Below are 16,102 nucleotides of genomic sequence, written 5' to 3' on the forward strand. Positions count from 1 at the left end.
AACCCGGAAGGTAGGCACCCGGGCCGCGAATCACAAATGTCGCTTTCGGCCCGCGCGAACACGGTGCAACCGAAACCGCAGCCGCGCGATTGAAACCCCCGCGCAATGGGCCTAAAGGCGCTCCGCTTTGATGGGTCCGCCAGATGCGGTACCCGGAGGATTCTCATGGCAGGGGACGCATCCCCCGGCGACGGCGCTTCCCCCGCCCCGCTCACAGGTTCCAGCGACGGAACGCCCGCACCCGCACCCGCACCCGCGTCCGCGCTCGCAGTCGGTCCGGCGCACGGCAAGGCCGGGTTCTGGGCGCTGACGATCGGCGCGATCGGCGTCGTGTTCGGCGACATCGGCACCAGCCCGCTCTACGCCCTGCGCGAGGCGATCGCTCATGCCCGGTCTGGCGTCGGCGGCGACCTCGCCGTCATCGGCGTGGTGTCGCTGGCCTTCTGGGCGCTGATGATCGTGGTGACGTTCAAATACGTCCTGTTCCTGATGCGCGCTGACAACAGGGGCGAAGGGGGGACCCTGGCCCTGATGGCCCTGGCGACCCACGCCGTAGGACGGCGCAGTGCCTGGATCTTCGCGCTTGGCGTCTGCGGCGCAGCCCTCTTCTATGGCGACGGCATCATCACGCCTGCCATTTCGGTCCTGTCGGCCATCGAGGGGGTCAAGGACGCTCCCGGGGTAGGCACACGTCTGGACGCCTTCATCGTCCCGATCTCGGCCGCCATCCTGATCGGCCTGTTTCTGGTCCAGTCGCGCGGCACGGCGGGTCTGGCCAGGTATTTCGGCCCGATCACGGCCATCTGGTTCCTCAGCCTCGGGGCCCTGGGCCTCTATCACATCTTCGACGACGTCTCGGTGCTGCGCGCCCTGTCGCCGCATTACGGCGTGATGCTGCTGCTCAGCGACGGCTTCCTGGGCTTCATCATCCTGGGCAGCGTCTTCCTGGCGGTCACCGGGGCCGAGGCGCTGTATGCGGACATGGGCCATTTCGGCAAGGCCCCGATCCGGATGGGCTGGCTGTGTTTCGTCCTGCCCTGCCTGACGCTGAATTATCTGGGCCAGGGCGCTCTGATTCTGGACAATCCGAGTGCCGCAGAGAACCCCTTCTGGTCGATGGTGCCGCAATTCGCTTACTGGCCGATGCTGGCCCTGGCCACCGCGGCGACGGTGATCGCATCCCAGGCCGTCATCACTGGGGCCTTCTCGGTCACACAGCAGGCCGTCCAGCTGGGGCTTCTGCCCAGGATCGACATCCGCTTCACTTCGGAGACCCAAGCCGGCCAGATCTTCGTCCCGGCCGTCAACACCTTTCTGATGCTCGGGGTCCTGACCCTGTTGTTCGTCTTTCAGAGCTCGCACAACCTGACGGCCGCCTATGGTGTAGCGGTCACCGGCGTGATGCTCATCAACACCCTGATGGCCTGGTCGGTCATCACGCGGAAATGGAGCTGGTCGATCTGGGCCACCCTGGCGGCGCTGATCCCGTTCGGCTTCATCGATACGGTGTTCCTGACCTCCAACCTGCTGAAGATTCCCGACGGGGCCTGGCTGCCGCTGGTCCTGGGCGCGATCCTGGTGCTGATCATGTGGACCTGGACGCGGGGATCGCAGATCCTGTCGGCCAAGGCCAAGAAGGACAGTCTGCCGCTGGTCGACCTGATCGAGATGCTCCGGGCCCGCCCGCCGCATCGCGCACCCGGTACGGCCATCTTCCTGACGTCAGACCCCGAGGTCGCCCCCGTCGCCCTGATGCACAATCTGAAGCATAACAAGGTGCTGCACGAGAAGAACATCATCCTGACCGTGCGGACCACCGACCGGCCGCGTGTGCCTGACAAGGAGCGCGTCACGATGGAGCCCATCAACGATGACTTCAAGAAGATCACCCTGTCGTTCGGCTTCATGGAAAGCCCGCAGGTGCCCCGGGCTCTTGGCCTGTGCCGCAAACAGGGGCTGAAGTTCGACATCATGTCGACCAGCTTCTTCCTCGGACGCCGCTCGGTGGTGCCCTCGGCGTCGCAAGGCATGCCGCTGTGGCAGGACAAGCTGTACATCTTCCTGATGCGCAATGCCGCCAATCCGACCGACTTCTTCCACATCCCGCCCGGCCGCGTGGTCGAGCTGGGCGCGCAGGTCTCCGTATGACGGTGTCTGTTTGAGCGGGGGCTCGCCAGGGGGCAGGGATTCCGGGGCACGGGGTCGGCGCATGGCCGACAAGGCGAGGGGCCCAAGGCGCGAACCGATCCAGCGACCGGCCGAGCCGGACGGTGCCGCCGACATCGGCGTCGAGGCGCGAATCGCTGCCGGTATCCTGCTGAACGCGGCACTGGAACGGCGGAACGGCCTGGACGAGGCGATGTCCCTGCCGGCCGTCGCCGCCCTGCCGGGACCCGACCGGGCCTTCGCGCGCGCGGTCGCCATGGCGGCGTTGCGGCGGCTGGGAGAGATCGACCACATCCTGAACCAGCGCCTGCAGAAGTCACCGCCCGAGGCCGTGCGGACCCTGCTGCGGGTGTCGCTGGCCCAGACGCTGGTTCTGGGCACGCCCGCCTTCGCCGCGGTCTCCACGGCCGTGAAGCTGGCCGAGCGCGATGCCAGGACCCGGCCCTACAAGGCCCTGGTCAATGCCGTCCTGCGCGGCGTCGAACGCGAGGGGCCGGGCCTGACCACGGCCGAGTCCAACCTGCCCGACTGGATCGCCGCGCGCTGGCGTCAGACCTATGGGCCTGCGACGCTCGCCGCGATCGCCCTGGCCGCGCGCGAGGAACCGCCGACCGACCTGAGCCTGAAGCCCGGCGAGGACGCAGGGGCGCTGGCCGAGGCCCTGGAGGCCACGGTCCTGCCGGGCGGCACGGTCCGGTCCGGCGTTCGCGGCGATGTCTCGACCTGGCCCGGATATGACACGGGCGGCTGGTGGATCCAGGACGCGGCAGCGGCGATTCCCGCCCGGCTGCTGGCCACAAGGGCCGGCGAGACGGCGCTGGACATGTGCGCGGCCCCGGGCGGCAAGACCCTGCAACTGGCCGCCTCCGGCGCGTCGGTGGTCGCGCTGGACCGCTCCGAGGCCCGTCTGCGTCGCCTGCGGCAGAATCTGGAGCGGACCGGGCTGTCGGCCGAGATCGTCGTCACGGCCGCCGAGGCCTGGGACGACCTCCGCACCTTCGACGCCGTCCTGCTGGATGCGCCCTGCACGGCGACCGGCACCCTGCGGCGCAATCCGGAAGTGCTTCGGGCCACCCGGCCTGCCGAGGTCGCCAAACTGGCCGATGTGCAGCACCGACTGCTGGATGCGGCCGCCCTGCGGGTCAGACCGGGCGGCCGTCTGGTCTATTGCGTCTGCTCGCTGGAGCGCGAGGAGGGCGAGACGCAGATCATCGCCTTTCTGCGCCGCAACCCGGCGTTCCGCACCATCCCGGCCGATCCCGCCGCCGTGGGCGCGCCGGGCGAGGCGCTGACGCCCGAAGGATGGCTGCGGGTCCTGCCGTCCTTCTGGCCGGAACAGGGCGGGCTGGACGGCTTCTTCGTCGCCGGGCTGCAGCGGATCGGTTAGCCACGCGCAGAGGCGGCACCGGGTCTTTCGATCCCGCCCCGCAACCGGTGGACCGATCTGTATGGACGCGTTCGCCCTGACGTCAGGGATAGGGCGTGAAGCCTGCCGCAGCATCAGGGGTGAAGGTGTTTCCGTCCCTATTCGGTGTCGGCGGGACCCTCGGGCTTCTTGCGGGGCGCGCGGCGCTTCGGCGCCGCCTCGTCGGCCGCCGCAGGCGCGGGCGCGGAGGGCCGGGTCAGAAAGCCTGGCAGGGCCCCGGCGGTATCCGTATCCGCCTCGGCGCGCGGCGTCCGCGTGCGACGGGCGGGACGCTCGGCCGCGACAGGCGTAGGTTCGGTCGGCGGGACGTAGGCGATCGGGGCGGTCGAGGCGATGGCGTCCGAGCCGCTTTCGCGAACGCTTTCGGTGCGGTCGCCATTGTCCCGGCCATTGTCCCGACCATTGTCGCTGCGATGGCCTTCTGCCTCCTCATAGGACCGGGTGTCGGGCGTCCCGCCTTCGGCCTCATAGCGACGGTTGCGTTCCTCGCGGCGACGCTCCCAGCGCTCGCGGCGGGTCTCGCGACGTCCGCCCTCGCCCTGCTCGCCCTCGGCACGGGGTTGACCGCCGTCCTGGGTGTCACGGGTCTCGCGGGGGGGGCGCGGCGTCCACTCGCGGTTCTGGTTCTGATCGCGGTCCTGACCGTCACGGCCCGGGTTGTCGCGCGGCGGGCGCGGCGTCCATTCGCGCGGTTCGCGCGGCTGTTGAGAACCCTGGGCGGCCTCGGCGTCGCGGGCGTCGCTCTGCTGCTGGATGCGGTCGGCTGCCTGCTGGGCGGCGAGGAAGGCCGCAGCCTGGGCCCCGGTCTCGTCTTCGAAATCGATGTCATAGCCCTGGTTGGACAGCTCACGCGCCGCGATCTCGCTGACCGGCCGCTGGGGCTGAAGGGCGCGCAGGACGCGGAAATAATGCTCGGCGTGCTGCAGGTAGTTCTCGGCCAGAACCCGGTCGCCCGACGATCCGGCGTCGCGCGCCAGCTGCTGGTAGCGTTCGTAGACGGTCTGGGCATTGCCGCGGACCTTGATGTTCTCGGGGCCTTGTGAGTCCCAGGAGCGGTTCGGGTTGGCCGCATTGGCATTGCCACCGCCGCCACCGGGTTTCCGGTTGCGACCGCGCTGGCGCTTCATGCCCTTGAAATCTCGCATTGAGGCTTACCGTGCTGGTTCGGCGTGACCCTGCGCGAAGGGCGAGGGATTCAGGCCGGGGTTCGTGGTTCCGGTTCGCTGGGGGCCAATCCCGGCAGCGATGTGATCGGAAGGACTTTCGTCGCCCGTCGTGGTCCGCAGACGGCTGTAAACCGACGACCTTCACGCACGTCCCGGCCGAGCGTCACAGGACCTTGAAAGACGGCCCGGCGAGATGCGGTTGAGAGGGAGACGACACACGACTTAGCGCGGCGCGCGAGGGTTTGGAAGGGGTTTTGTGCGACGTGGCTCAAGACGCCCGGATCGGAGTCGTGCGGGGGTCCGGGCCATTGGTGACGACCCGGTGGCGGTCACCCAGATCCTTGACCACCTTCACGTCCGCCAGGCCCGCCGCCTCGAACAGGGCCTTGACCTGGGGTCCCTGATCCCAGCCGATCTCGACGGCGAAGATCCCGCCGGGCTTGAGGATGCGGGCGATCTCGGGGGCCAGGTCCCGATAGGCCTGCAGCCCGTCAGGACCGCCATCCAGGGCCAGAAGCGGATCGTGGTCGCGGACCTCGGGGTCCAGGCCGGGGATGTCGCCGGACGGGATATAGGGCGGATTGGACACGACCAGGTCGAAACTGGCGTCGCCGAAGCCGGCGGCCCATTCGGTGCGCAGAAAGGTCGCGCGACCGTCGAGGTCCAGGTTGGCGGCGTTCTCGCGGGCGACGGCCAGGGCCTCGGACGAGATGTCGGTGCCGACGCCCCGCGCGCCGGGCCGCTCGGACAGGACCGCCAGCAGGATCGCGCCAGATCCGGTGCCGAGGTCGATCACATTGAACGCCTGGGGCGGCTCGAAGGCCAGCATGGCGACGTCCAAGATGGTCTCGGTGTCCGGTCTGGGGCTGAGGACGTCCGGCGTGACGGTCAGCATGATCTTCCAGAAGCCCTTGCGCCCCAGGATGCGGGACACGGGCTCGCGCCTCAGGCGACGCTCGAGATAGCCCGTCAGGGTCGTCTGCTGGTCGGGCGTCAGCGGCCGGTGCGGGTCGGTCAGGATCTCGAGGCGCGATGCACCCGATGCGGCCTCCAGCAACAGACGGGCGTCGATGGCCGGACTGTCGATGCGGGCGGCCTTCAGCTCGCCCTGCGCGGCCTTCCAGGCGGAGACGAGGGTCGGGGTATCGGTCATTCAGATCAGCTCCGCGCGGTCACCGGGGCGCAACACGCCGCCCGCCTCGACCGAGAGATAGAGGCCACACCAGCGGTGGCCATAATGGTCATGCAGTGCGCCAACCACGTCGATGTCGCGGATTCCGGTGTCGGGGTTCGCGTGGGTCGCGACGCAGCGGACGATCGGCTTGACCACCTTCAGCCGCGCCTCGCCCAGCACCAGATCGCGGCCGGTCCAGTCGTTCTCGGCCCAGGCGGGCCAGCCCTCGACCCAGACATTGGCCCGGAACCGCAGGGGATCGACCGCTTGCCCCAGCCGCCGGGACAGATCTCGCACGCTGGCCAGGTTCAGCACCGACACCGCCCCGGCCGGATCGTCCATGAACCTGTGTCCGCCGCCGTCCAGCAGGCGAAGGGGTGCCGTCGCCTGCTCGCCCAGGACATCGGTCAGCCAGGCCTCCAGTCTGCGGTCATCCCCGGCCAGACCCAGTCGCACGGTCAGGTCGGACGCATCCGGGGCCGACACGGTCAGGGTGTCGGTCGCCTCGTCCCACCGCGTCCGCACCCGGGCGATCCCGGGCAGGCGCGCCAGGACCGTGAACCGCATCTTCGAAATATGGGCCGGCGAAGCGGGATCGAACCCCGAGGGACCGATCTCGACGGCGCGCAACCGGTCGCCGGGAAAGGCCCGGCCCATGCTCAGTAACGCCTCTCCCAGCGGTTCGGGCGTGAAGCCCTTGACCGGGTGGCGGTACAGGGCGGCGATAGTCGCGAAATCAGGAGAGGCCACGCCCGGTCAGTGCCCCAGTCGATGATTTCAGGCAAGGTGGCCCGGCCGGACCGTCCCCGGGCCCTGAACCGTTGACCGCACCGATGATCCCTTCGCCCCGCCGTTCGCTGTCGCCTGTCTGGAAATTCGTCGGGGCCGTCGCGGGCGGGCTCGTGGCCGGCGCCGGTGCCGCGCATCTGATCTATACCCAAAGCCACAGGTTCGGTCTGGAACTGCGTCCCCAGCGACCGGCACCGGCCCTGCCGAAGGCACCCACGCCGGAGGCCCTGGACGCCATCCACCCCGGGCGCGGTCGCCTCGCGCGCCGTCCGGCCCATATTCCCCGCAAGGGATGGATCGACATCGGCTGGCGGGTCGCCAATGGCTATTTCAGCGATCAGGTCGGCTTCGTGGCGGGTGGGGTGACCTTCCTGATGCTGCTGTCGCTGTTTCCGACCCTTGCGGCCTTCGTCACCGTCTATGGCCTGTTCGCAGACCCCGCCGACGCCCCCGCGCGCCTGGCCTTTCTGTATTCCTTCCTGCCGGCCAATGTCGCCGGCTTCCTGGGTCAGGAGATGACGCGGCTGGCGGCCGGATCGACCGGATCGCTGACCTTCACCCTGATCTGGACGCTCGCCCTTTCGCTGTGGACGGCGAACAACGGCATCAAGACGCTGTTCCACGGCATCAACGTCGCCTACCACGAGGTCGAGAAGCGCGACTTCATCCAGTATAATCTGCTGTGCTTCGCCTTCACCCTGTCCGGGCTCGCGGCGATTCTTCTCAGTGCCGCCCTGGTCCTGGGGGTGCCGATCTTTCTGGGCCTGTTCGGTCTGGCCGACGATTGGGAGCGACTGGCCCCGCTGCGCTGGCCGCTGCTGTTCGCCCTCTATGTGCTGACGCTGGTGGCCATGTACCGGTTCGGGCCGAGCCGGACCCGGGCGCGCATCCGCTGGCTTGTGCCGGGCGCGGTGTTTGCCGCCAGCGTCAGCGTGTTCATCTCCTTTGCCTTCAGCTGGTATCTGACGACCTTCGTCCGGATGGACTCCTATGGCCCGCTGGCGACGGCCATGGGCTTCCTGCTGTGGGTCTGGCTGTCGGTCCAGGTGGTCCTGATGGGGGCCAAGCTGAACGCCGAGATCGAGCACCAGACGGCGATCGACACGACCATCCACGGCGGCGCGGACATCGGCGCGCGGGGTGCCACCATGGCCGACACGGTCGGTGCGCCCCAGGCCAGCCGCGAGGTCGTCGCCTTCACCCGTCGGCAGGTGGCGACGGCAGGGCGTGTCCTGGGCCGAAGGCCGCCGCGGGCCTGAGCGCCTCGCTTATCGGGCTGCACGTCCCTATCTAGGGTCGATGAGCAACAACTTTCGACCGACGACCCTCGAACGCGCCTATGAACTGGCCCGCAGCGGCGAGTGCCGCACCGTGGGGGACATCAAAACCCGGCTGCAGCAGGAAGGGCACGAGCGGGTTCAGGACCGGCTTTACGGCGGCTCCCTGACGTCGGCGCTGCGCAAGCTGTGCGTGGCGCACTATGTCGCGCCCGAGGGCGATGACGCCGTCTCAGGTCCCTCTGACGCGGGCCTGGAAGATCCGGATGAGGACAGTCCGATCCCGGCCTGATTCCTGCGTCGTCGAGACTCAGGTTGTGCACAGGGGTGTTTCGGTCCATAGTAGGGCCGTCGATCTCTCTGCGTAACGCCCCTCTCTCCTTGCGAACGCACCGAGTTTCTGGCCGATCCCATTCAGACCCGACAGGCTTCAGGCGCTCTTGCCTGATGCAAACTGCTAACGGAGGTCCTTAAAATGGCTACCGGCACTGTCAAATGGTACAACTCCACCAAGGGCTACGGCTTCATCGAGCCCTCGGACGGCGGCAAGGACGTGTTCGTGCACGTCTCCGCCGTTGAAGGCGCGGGCATGAACGGCCTGAACGAAGGCCAGAAGGTCTCGTACGAAGTCGAAAAAGATCGCCGCACCGGCAAGGAATCGGCAGGTCAACTGAAGGCCGCCGAATAGTCCTCACGGATCATCTGGCGACAGATTCGAAAGGGCCGGTGCAGCGCATCGGCCCTTTTTCGTTGCGCGACAGGCTGCATCCGGGCGGCCCACTTTCCCCGTCGGGCCGCAGCCGCTAGACGGTCCGCACGATGACCGACCTCGCCAGCCTCGAACTCGACCTGATCAACGCCATCGGCGGCGCGACCACCGTCGCTGACGTCGAGGCTGTGCGTGTCGCGGCGCTCGGCAAGACCGGGACGATCTCGGGCCTGCTGAAGGGCATGGGCGCGATGAGCCCCGACGAGCGGCGCGAACAGGGGCCCGTGATCAACGGTCTGCGCGACCGTGTGACCTCGGCCATCGCCGCCAGGAAGGCCGAGCTGGAGGCCGCCGAGCTGGACGCGCGTCTGCTGGCCGAACGGATCGACCTGACCCTGCCCTCCCGCCCGCGCCGCAAGGGTGGGGTCCATCCGACCATGCAGGTGATGGACGAGATGATCGCCCTGTTCGCCGAGATGGGGTTCGCGGTCGCCGAAGGGCCCGACATCGAGGACGATTTCCACAATTTCACGGCCCTGAACTTCCCGCCCAAACATCCGGCGCGCGAGACCCACGACACCTTCTTCCTCAGGCCCGACCCGGAAACGGGCGAGCGCAAGGTGCTGCGGACCCACACCAGCCCGGTGCAGGTCCGGACCATGATGAGCCAGTCGCCGCCGATCCGCATCGTCGCGCCGGGCCGGACCTTCAGGAAGGATTCCGACGCGACCCATACGCCCATGTTCCACCAGATCGAGGGTCTGGTGATCGGCAAGGACATCCACATGGGTCACCTGAAGACGACGCTGGAGACCTTTGTCGCGCGCTTCTTCGAGCTGGACGGCATCCACGCGCGCTTCCGCCCGCACCATTTCCCCTTCACCGAGCCGTCGGCCGAAATGGACATCCGCTGCGACCGTTCCGGCGGAAGGCTGGTGCTGAACGAGGGCGACGACTGGCTGGAGATCCTCGGCTGCGGGATGGTGCATCCCCATGTGCTGCAAAGCTGCGGCATCGACCCGGACCAGTGGCAGGGCTTCGCCTTCGGCATGGGCGTGGATCGGATGGCCATGCTCAAATACGGGGTGCCGGACCTGCGCCCCATGTTCGAGGCCGATGTGCGCTGGCTGGCCCACTATGGTTTCTCGGCCTTTTCGGCCCCCAACCCTTCCAGCGGACTGAGCTGACATGACGTCCAGATTGCCGATCAGCCGCGCCTACAAGGTCCCGTCCGACTTCGACGCCGCCGTGTTCGAGGATGTCGATCTGTTCGTGCATCAGATCCTGGCCGCCAGCATGGCCCGCATGATTCCGGCCATCCAGGACCGCGTGTTCCGGGGGTGCCGGATCAACGGACCGGCCGTGCTGCTGCCCTCGCGCGGCACCAGTTTCGACGACTGCAATTTCGGCGATCCGCGCGGTGACATCAACAACCTGCTGTTCCAGCCGCTTGGCGAGCGGGCGACGGGGGCCGTGGCCCTGCTGAACTGCAGGTTCGAGGGCTGCGAGTTCATGGAAGTGGGCTTCACCGGCGCACCGGCCTTCATGGACAGCATGAAGGCGATCAGGACCACGCCACGGTTCGGGACCCTCTCGTGAAGTTCACCCTCTCCTGGCTGAAGGATCACCTCGACACGACCGCCTCTGCCGCCGAGGTGGCCGAGGCCATGACCATGGCCGGGCTGGAGGTCGAGCACGTCGCCGATCCGACCGTGGCCCTCGCCCCGTTCACCGTGGCGAAGATCATCTCGGCCGAGCGCCACCCGAACGCAGATCGTCTCCAGGTCTGTCAGGTGGAGACGATCGACGGGATCAAGGAGATCGTCTGCGGTGCCCCGAATGCGCGCGCGGGCCTGACCACCATCTATGCGCCGATCGGGGCCTACGTCCCCGGTCTGGGCGTCACCCTGGTCGAGAAGCCGGTGCGAGGCGTGGTGTCGAACGGCATGCTGTGCTCGGCCTCCGAGCTTCAATTGGCCGACGAGAGCGACGGCATCCAGGAACTGCCGCCGGAGATCCCGGTCGGCACGCCGGTGGCCGGGCTGTTCGGGGCCGAGCCGGTCATCGACTTCGAGGTCACCCCCAACCGGCCGGACTGGCTGGGGGTTACGGGTATCGCGCGCGATCTGGCGGCGGCAGGGCTCGGCACCCTGAAGCATTTCGACATCGCTGTGGTGCGCGGGGCTTTCCCCTGCCCGATCTCGGTGCGGCTGGACGCGCCGGAGATGTGCCCGGTCTTTGCCGGTCGGGTGATCCGGGGCGTGTCGAACGGGCCGTCCCCGGCCTGGCTTCAGACCCGACTCAAGGCCATCGGCCTGCGCTCGATCAACCGGCTGGTCGATGTCACCAATCTGATCACCTACGACCGCGCCCGGCCGCTGCACGTCTATGATGTCGCGAAGCTGGTGGGCACCGAGATTGTCGTCCGCCCCGGTCAGGTGTCGGCGGGCAGCGAACCCATCGCCGCCGGGACGCCCGAGCAGCTGATGGCCCTGGACGGCAAGACCTATGGCGTCGATCCGACCATGTGCATCATCGCCGATGCCGGGGGCGAACGCCCGATCGGCCTGGGCGGCGTCATGGGCGGCGAATCGACCGGATGCTCGGACGAGACCACCGACGTCTTTCTGGAAAGCGCCTGGTTCGATCCGCTGGTCACGGCCCAGACGGGGCGCAGCCTGACGATCAACTCCGATGCCCAGTACCGCTTCGCGCGCGGCGTCGATCCGGTCTCGCTCACGCCGGGGCTCGAGCTGGCGACGCGGCTGATCCTGGACCTGTGCGGCGGCGAGCCGTCCGGGATCGTCTTCGTCGGTGAGCCCCCGGCCAGCCCGGCCCCCTTCGCCTTCGACCCCGCCTATGTGAAACAGCTGTCGGGCATGGACCTGCCCGAGGACCGGATCGGGACCATTCTGGGTCAGCTCGGCTTTCTGGTGCAGGCCGCGCCCGCCGATGCCGCCGATCCGTGGATCGTGACCCCGCCGTCCTGGCGGCGCGATGTTTCGGGCAAGGCCGATCTGGTCGAGGAGGTCACCCGCATCCACGGGTTCCAGCACCTGCCCTCCACGCCCCTGCCCGATCAGGGCTCGCCGTCGAAGGGCGTCCTGAGCCCGCGCCAGACCCGCGTCCGGATCGCAAGGCGTGCGCTGGCGGCGCTGGGCTATGCCGAGGCCGTCACCTGGTCGTTCACGCGGCGCGATATCGCCGCCCTGTTCGGGGGCGGTGACGAGCGGCTGATCGTCGACAACCCCATCGCCTCCGATCTGGACTGTATGCGGCCCTCGGTCCTGCCGAACCTGATCCAGGCGGCGGCGCGCAATGCCGCGCGCGGTCATGCCGATGTCGCCCTGTTCGAGATCGGGCCGATCTATCCCGGTGATCGGCCGGGCGATCAGCGGACCGTCATCGCAGGTCTGCTCTCGGCCCGCGCGGCCCGTCACTGGGCCGGTCCCGGTGAGGAGGCCCTGTTCGGGCTCAAGGGCGACCTGATGAGCGTGCTGGAAAGCATCGGCGCGCCGGTCGGATCGCTGCAGCTGGCACAGGGTTCCAACCGCGACTGGTGGCATCCGGGCCGGTCGGCGCGGCTGCAACTGGGGCCGAAGACCGTGCTCGCCGAGTTCGGCGCGGTGCACCCCCGCGTGCTCAAGGCGCTGGACGCCGAGGGCCCGATGCTGGCGTTCGAGATCGTGCTGGACGCCGTCCCCGAGCCGAAAGCAAAGCCGACCAAGGCGCGCGGTAATGCCGACCTGCCCAATCTGATGCCGCTCACCCGCGACTTCGCCCTGGTCGTCGCCGACGACCAGCCGGCGGGCGATCTGGTGCGGGCGGTCCAGGGCGCGGACAAGGCGCTGATCGCCGATGTACGCGTGTTCGACGTCTATCGCGGACCCGGCGTGGCGGACGGAGCGAAATCCATTGGCCTGGAGGTCGTCATCCAGCCGCGCGAGGCCACCTTGACCGACGCGGATATCGAGGCACTCTCGATCCGGATCGTGACGGCGGCCGAAAAGATCGGCGCACGTCTGAGGGGGTAGGACATGGGATTGAAGCCCCGCATCGAGACGGCGTTCGAGCGCCTTCTGTTCCAGTCGCGCTGGCTGATGGCCCCTTTCTACGTCGGGCTGCTGCTGGCGCTGGCCATGCTGCTGGCGGTCTTCATGACCGAGCTGTTCTACTATGTGCCGAAGGCCTTCGTGATCGGCGAGCGGATGGATTCGAACGATGCCATCCTGGCCGTCCTGACGCTGGTGGACCTGTCGCTGGCCGGAAACCTGCTGCTGATCGTGGTGTTCTCGGGTTATGAGAACTTCGTCTCAAAGCTGGATCTGGACGGCGAAACGGACCGGCCGCCGTGGATGGGCAAGGTCGACTTCTCGGGTCTGAAGTTGAAGCTGATCGCCTCCATCGTGGCGATCTCGGGCATCCAGCTGCTGAAGACTTTCATGAACATCGGCAAGCCCGGCTATCCGCTGGACGAGACGGCCATGATGTGGGGTGTCATCATCCACCTGACCTTCGTGGCCTCGGGCGTGCTGCTGGCCCTGATGGACTGGTTGACGGCGAGAACCGACAGGCACTGAGGTAAGGTCTGGTTAACCTTGAGGCCGCAAGTCTGCCGCAAAACCCAGCGACCCTGCGGGCCTCGCCCGCGCCGCGGACGAACAGCTTTCGGGGACACCGCCATGCACCGCCGCCACCTGATCCAGACCGGTTTCGCCGCGACGGCCATGACCGCGCTGCCGCTCGGACTGGGCGCCTGCGCCACCGCGCCCCAGGCGAGTGGCCCCAACGAGCCCCAGTACCCCATCGCCTCGGACACCAGCGCCCCCGCCTATACCGCCGACGAACTGGTCGCGGCCGGGTCGCGCGAACTGGGCATCGCGGCCGAGGCCATGGGCACGGCCATCGAGAAGATCTTCGCCGACCAGGGCGACCGCCCCACCGCCTATATCGCGGGCGAGGAAGGCGCCGGGGCCGCCGTCGTCGGCCTGCGCTATGGCCGGGGTGCCCTGCACATGAAGGACCTGTCGGCCTCGCAGGAGGTGTTCTGGCAGGGCATCTCGGTGGGTTGGGACGTCGGCGGCAATGCCTCCAGGGTCTTCACCCTGGTCTATGGCCTGTATGCGCCCGACGCGATCTACCGCCGCTATCCGGGGGTCGAGGGCTCGGCCTATCTGGTCGGCGGCGTGGGCGTGAACTACCAGCGCGCCGACGGCATCGTCCTGGCCCCGGTCCGCACCGGCGTCGGCCTGCGGCTTGGGGCCAATGTGGGGACGATGGCCTATTCGCGACAGCGGAACCTGCTGCCGTTTTAGAGCGTCCTCGGCTTAGTTGGAATCGAAGGATTCCCCTTTTGGTCGGATTGTGATTCAAGGTTGGGGCTGGATGGGAGGCCAGCTCCGATGCCTCGTCCCTGTTCGATGGATTTGAGAGAGCGGCTGGTGGCTGCCGTTGAGGCGGGCGAGAGCCGGCGATCTGCGGCGCGTCGGTTCGGTGTCAGCGCCTCTGCGGCGGTGAAATGGATGGCGCGGGCACGGTCCGAGGGTCGTCCCTTGCCTCGCCAGATGGGCGGTTATCGCCGCTCGGTGCTGGACCGCGAGCGGGACTGGCTTCTGGCCCGGTTGGCTGAAAAGCCGGACCTGACGATCCGGGCGCTGGTGGTTGAACTGTCGGATCGTGGCGTGAAGGCGGGCGACTGGTCGGTCTGGGCCTTCCTCAAGCGCGAAGGGCTCAGCTTCAAAAAAAACCCTGCATGCCGCCGAACAGGACCGTCCGGACGTGGCCCGAAAGCGGGCGCGGTGGAAGCGTCATCAACACCGGATTGACCCGCGTCGCCTGGTCTTCATCGACGAAACCTGGGCCAAGACCAACATGACCCGCACCCACGGCCGAGCCCGGCGTGGCGAGCGACTGGTGGCCCGGGTTCCGCATGGCCACTGGACCACAATGACCTTCATCGCCGCCCTGCGTCACGACCGGATCGAGGCCCCTATGGTGCTGGACGGCCCGATCAACGGCGATGCGTTCCGAGCCTGGGTCGAGCAGTTCCTGATCCCAACGCTCAGCCCCGGCGACGTGGTCGTGCTCGACAACCTCGGCAGTCACAAGGGCAAGGCGGTCAGGCAGGCCATCCGAAAAGCCGGGCCCCACCTGATCTTCCTGCCGCCCTACAGCCCCGACCTCAACCCCATCGAACAGGTCTTCTCCAAGCTGAAGACCCTTCTGAAAAAGGCCGACGAGCGAACCGTCGAAGCCACCTGGCGACGCATCGGCTGCCTCCTCGACCGCTTCAGCCCATCAGAATGCAACAACTACCTTAAGCACGCCGGATATGCGTCCAACTAAACCGAACTCGCTCTAGGGGCACCCTCTCCCATAGGGAGAGGGCTTGAGCCCCCGATCAGGTCGGGGGGAAGCGATGCGCCAGCCGAAAGGGTGAGGGGTTTCGCCCTCACCGGCCCGGACCCTGACCCCTCACCCTTTCGCGCAAGACCGATCGCCTGACGGCGCTCGGGCGCTCAAGCCCTCTCCCTCCGGGAGAGGGTGTCCTCCAGCCCCTCGCGCCAGGTCGGATATAGCGGTCGCCAGCCCAGTTCGGCCTTGGCCCGGGCGTTCGAGATGCGTTTGGAGTCGAGATAGAACCGCCGCATGCCCTCGGAGACCGAGGGATCAGTCCAGTCGACCTCGGGCGGGCCGGGCAGGCCCATGCGGGCGGCGGCCCAGCTCATGACCTCGTCGGCGGGCGAGGGTTCGTCGTCACACAGATTGTAGGCGGCCCCCGGGCGTGGGCGGGCGATGGAGGCGAACATCCCCGCCACGGCGTCGTCGACATGGATCCGGTTGAAGATCTGGCCGGGCTTTCTGACGATCCGGGCCGAGCCGTCGCGCAGCCGGTCCACCACCGAGCGTCCCGGCCCATAGATGCCCGGCAGACGGAAGATCTGCACCGTCAGCCCCATGCCCCGCCCCGCGTCCAGCCAGTCGGCCTCGGCCCGGACGCGACGGGCCCCTTCCAGACTGGCGGCATTCAGGGCGTCGTCCTCGAACACCCAGCCGCCCGCGCGATCGCCATAGACGGCGGTGGACGAGACATAGCCGATCCAGTCCGGATAGGCCCCGCTGGCGCCGAGGGCGGGCGACAGGGCCCGCAGACCGGGACAGCCACGCCCATCCGGCGGCGCGGTGATCAGGATGGCGGACGTTTGCGCCACGGCCGCCTGCATCGCCGTTTCATCCAGCGGATCGACCGCCTGAAGGCCCCCCGCTTCCAGCGCGGCGCGGCGGTCGGCATCGCGCGAGGTCGCGCGGGCCGCCATCCCGCGCTGCATCGCCTCGCGCGCAGCGACCATTCCGAGATAGCCCGCGCCGAAGATGAGCAGGGACGGCGTCGTCATG

General features: G+C 68.3%; 15 protein-coding genes. 11 read left to right on the forward strand and 4 right to left on the reverse strand.

The window, feature by feature from the left end; genetic code table 11:
* Positions 1 to 165: 165 nt before the first annotated feature.
* Both HZ989_RS03065 and HZ989_RS03070 read left to right on the forward strand, forming a co-directional pair.
* Positions 166 to 2,148 (forward strand): potassium transporter Kup, encoded by a 1,983-nt coding sequence (locus tag HZ989_RS03065; RefSeq protein ID WP_209322184.1) that lies wholly within the window; start codon positions 166 to 168, stop codon positions 2,146 to 2,148.
* Between the two features lie 61 nt (positions 2,149 to 2,209).
* A complete protein-coding gene (locus tag HZ989_RS03070) occupies positions 2,210 to 3,553 on the forward strand; it encodes an RsmB/NOP family class I SAM-dependent RNA methyltransferase (protein WP_245162429.1) in 1,344 nt (447 codons plus the stop codon).
* A gap of 137 nt (positions 3,554 to 3,690) precedes the next feature.
* On the opposite strand, the gene HZ989_RS03075 is transcribed toward HZ989_RS03070, so the two are convergent.
* The 3 genes from HZ989_RS03075 to HZ989_RS03085 form a co-directional block, all read right to left on the reverse strand.
* Entirely contained in the window at positions 3,691 to 4,737 is a 1,047-nt protein-coding gene (locus HZ989_RS03075; protein ID WP_209322186.1) for a DUF4167 domain-containing protein, read from the reverse strand.
* 289 nt (positions 4,738 to 5,026) lie between these two features.
* Complete coding sequence (gene prmC, locus HZ989_RS03080) at positions 5,027 to 5,911, reverse strand: peptide chain release factor N(5)-glutamine methyltransferase (protein ID WP_209322187.1); 885 nt, start codon at positions 5,909 to 5,911, stop codon at positions 5,027 to 5,029.
* Positions 5,912 to 6,682 carry an MOSC domain-containing protein gene (locus HZ989_RS03085; protein ID WP_209322188.1) on the reverse strand — a complete coding sequence of 257 codons (771 nt, stop codon included), beginning with the start codon at positions 6,680 to 6,682 and terminating at the stop codon, positions 5,912 to 5,914.
* 83 nt (positions 6,683 to 6,765) lie between these two features.
* Between HZ989_RS03085 and HZ989_RS03090 the strand changes: the two genes are divergently transcribed.
* The 9 genes from HZ989_RS03090 (at position 6,766) to HZ989_RS03130 (ending at position 15,052) form a co-directional block, all read left to right on the forward strand.
* On the forward strand, positions 6,766 to 7,980 hold the full coding sequence (locus tag HZ989_RS03090; protein ID WP_209322189.1) for a YihY/virulence factor BrkB family protein: 1,215 nt from the start codon (positions 6,766 to 6,768) through the stop codon (positions 7,978 to 7,980).
* A gap of 40 nt (positions 7,981 to 8,020) precedes the next feature.
* Positions 8,021 to 8,290 carry a hypothetical protein gene (locus HZ989_RS03095; RefSeq protein ID WP_209322190.1) on the forward strand — a complete coding sequence of 90 codons (270 nt, stop codon included), beginning with the start codon at positions 8,021 to 8,023 and terminating at the stop codon, positions 8,288 to 8,290.
* A 183-nt stretch (positions 8,291 to 8,473) separates the two neighbouring features.
* A complete protein-coding gene (locus HZ989_RS03100) occupies positions 8,474 to 8,686 on the forward strand; it encodes a cold-shock protein (RefSeq protein WP_013267912.1) in 213 nt (70 codons plus the stop codon).
* 131 nt (positions 8,687 to 8,817) lie between these two features.
* Positions 8,818 to 9,894, forward strand: a complete 1,077-nt coding sequence (gene pheS / locus HZ989_RS03105) for a phenylalanine--tRNA ligase subunit alpha (RefSeq protein ID WP_209322191.1) — start codon at positions 8,818 to 8,820, stop codon at positions 9,892 to 9,894.
* 1 nt (position 9,895) lies between these two features.
* Positions 9,896 to 10,306, forward strand: coding sequence for a hypothetical protein (locus tag HZ989_RS03110; protein ID WP_209322192.1), 411 nt, complete (start codon positions 9,896 to 9,898; stop codon positions 10,304 to 10,306).
* Positions 10,303 to 12,741: a phenylalanine--tRNA ligase subunit beta gene (gene pheT, locus HZ989_RS03115; RefSeq protein WP_209322193.1), complete on the forward strand. Its 2,439-nt coding sequence runs from the start codon at positions 10,303 to 10,305 to the stop codon at positions 12,739 to 12,741. Before HZ989_RS03110 ends, pheT begins: the two co-directional genes overlap by 4 nt.
* A gap of 3 nt (positions 12,742 to 12,744) precedes the next feature.
* Positions 12,745 to 13,287 carry a TIGR00645 family protein gene (locus HZ989_RS03120; protein ID WP_209322194.1) on the forward strand — a complete coding sequence of 181 codons (543 nt, stop codon included), beginning with the start codon at positions 12,745 to 12,747 and terminating at the stop codon, positions 13,285 to 13,287.
* Between the two features lie 102 nt (positions 13,288 to 13,389).
* Complete coding sequence (locus HZ989_RS03125) at positions 13,390 to 14,022, forward strand: DUF1134 domain-containing protein (protein ID WP_209322195.1); 633 nt, start codon at positions 13,390 to 13,392, stop codon at positions 14,020 to 14,022.
* Positions 14,023 to 14,109: 87 nt separating this feature from the next.
* A protein-coding gene (locus HZ989_RS03130; RefSeq protein WP_209322196.1) for an IS630 family transposase occupies positions 14,110 to 15,052 on the forward strand; the annotation gives its coding sequence in 2 pieces (ribosomal slippage) (positions 14,110 to 14,445 and positions 14,447 to 15,052; 942 coding nt in all).
* A 173-nt stretch (positions 15,053 to 15,225) separates the two neighbouring features.
* On the opposite strand, the gene HZ989_RS03135 is transcribed toward HZ989_RS03130, so the two are convergent.
* Positions 15,226 to 16,101 carry an SDR family oxidoreductase gene (locus tag HZ989_RS03135; protein WP_209322197.1) on the reverse strand — a complete coding sequence of 292 codons (876 nt, stop codon included), beginning with the start codon at positions 16,099 to 16,101 and terminating at the stop codon, positions 15,226 to 15,228.
* Position 16,102: the final 1 nt, after the last annotated feature.

Origin of the sequence: Brevundimonas sp. AJA228-03, assembly GCF_017795885.1 — a bacterium.
Taxonomy (GTDB): Bacteria; Pseudomonadota; Alphaproteobacteria; order Caulobacterales; family Caulobacteraceae; genus Brevundimonas.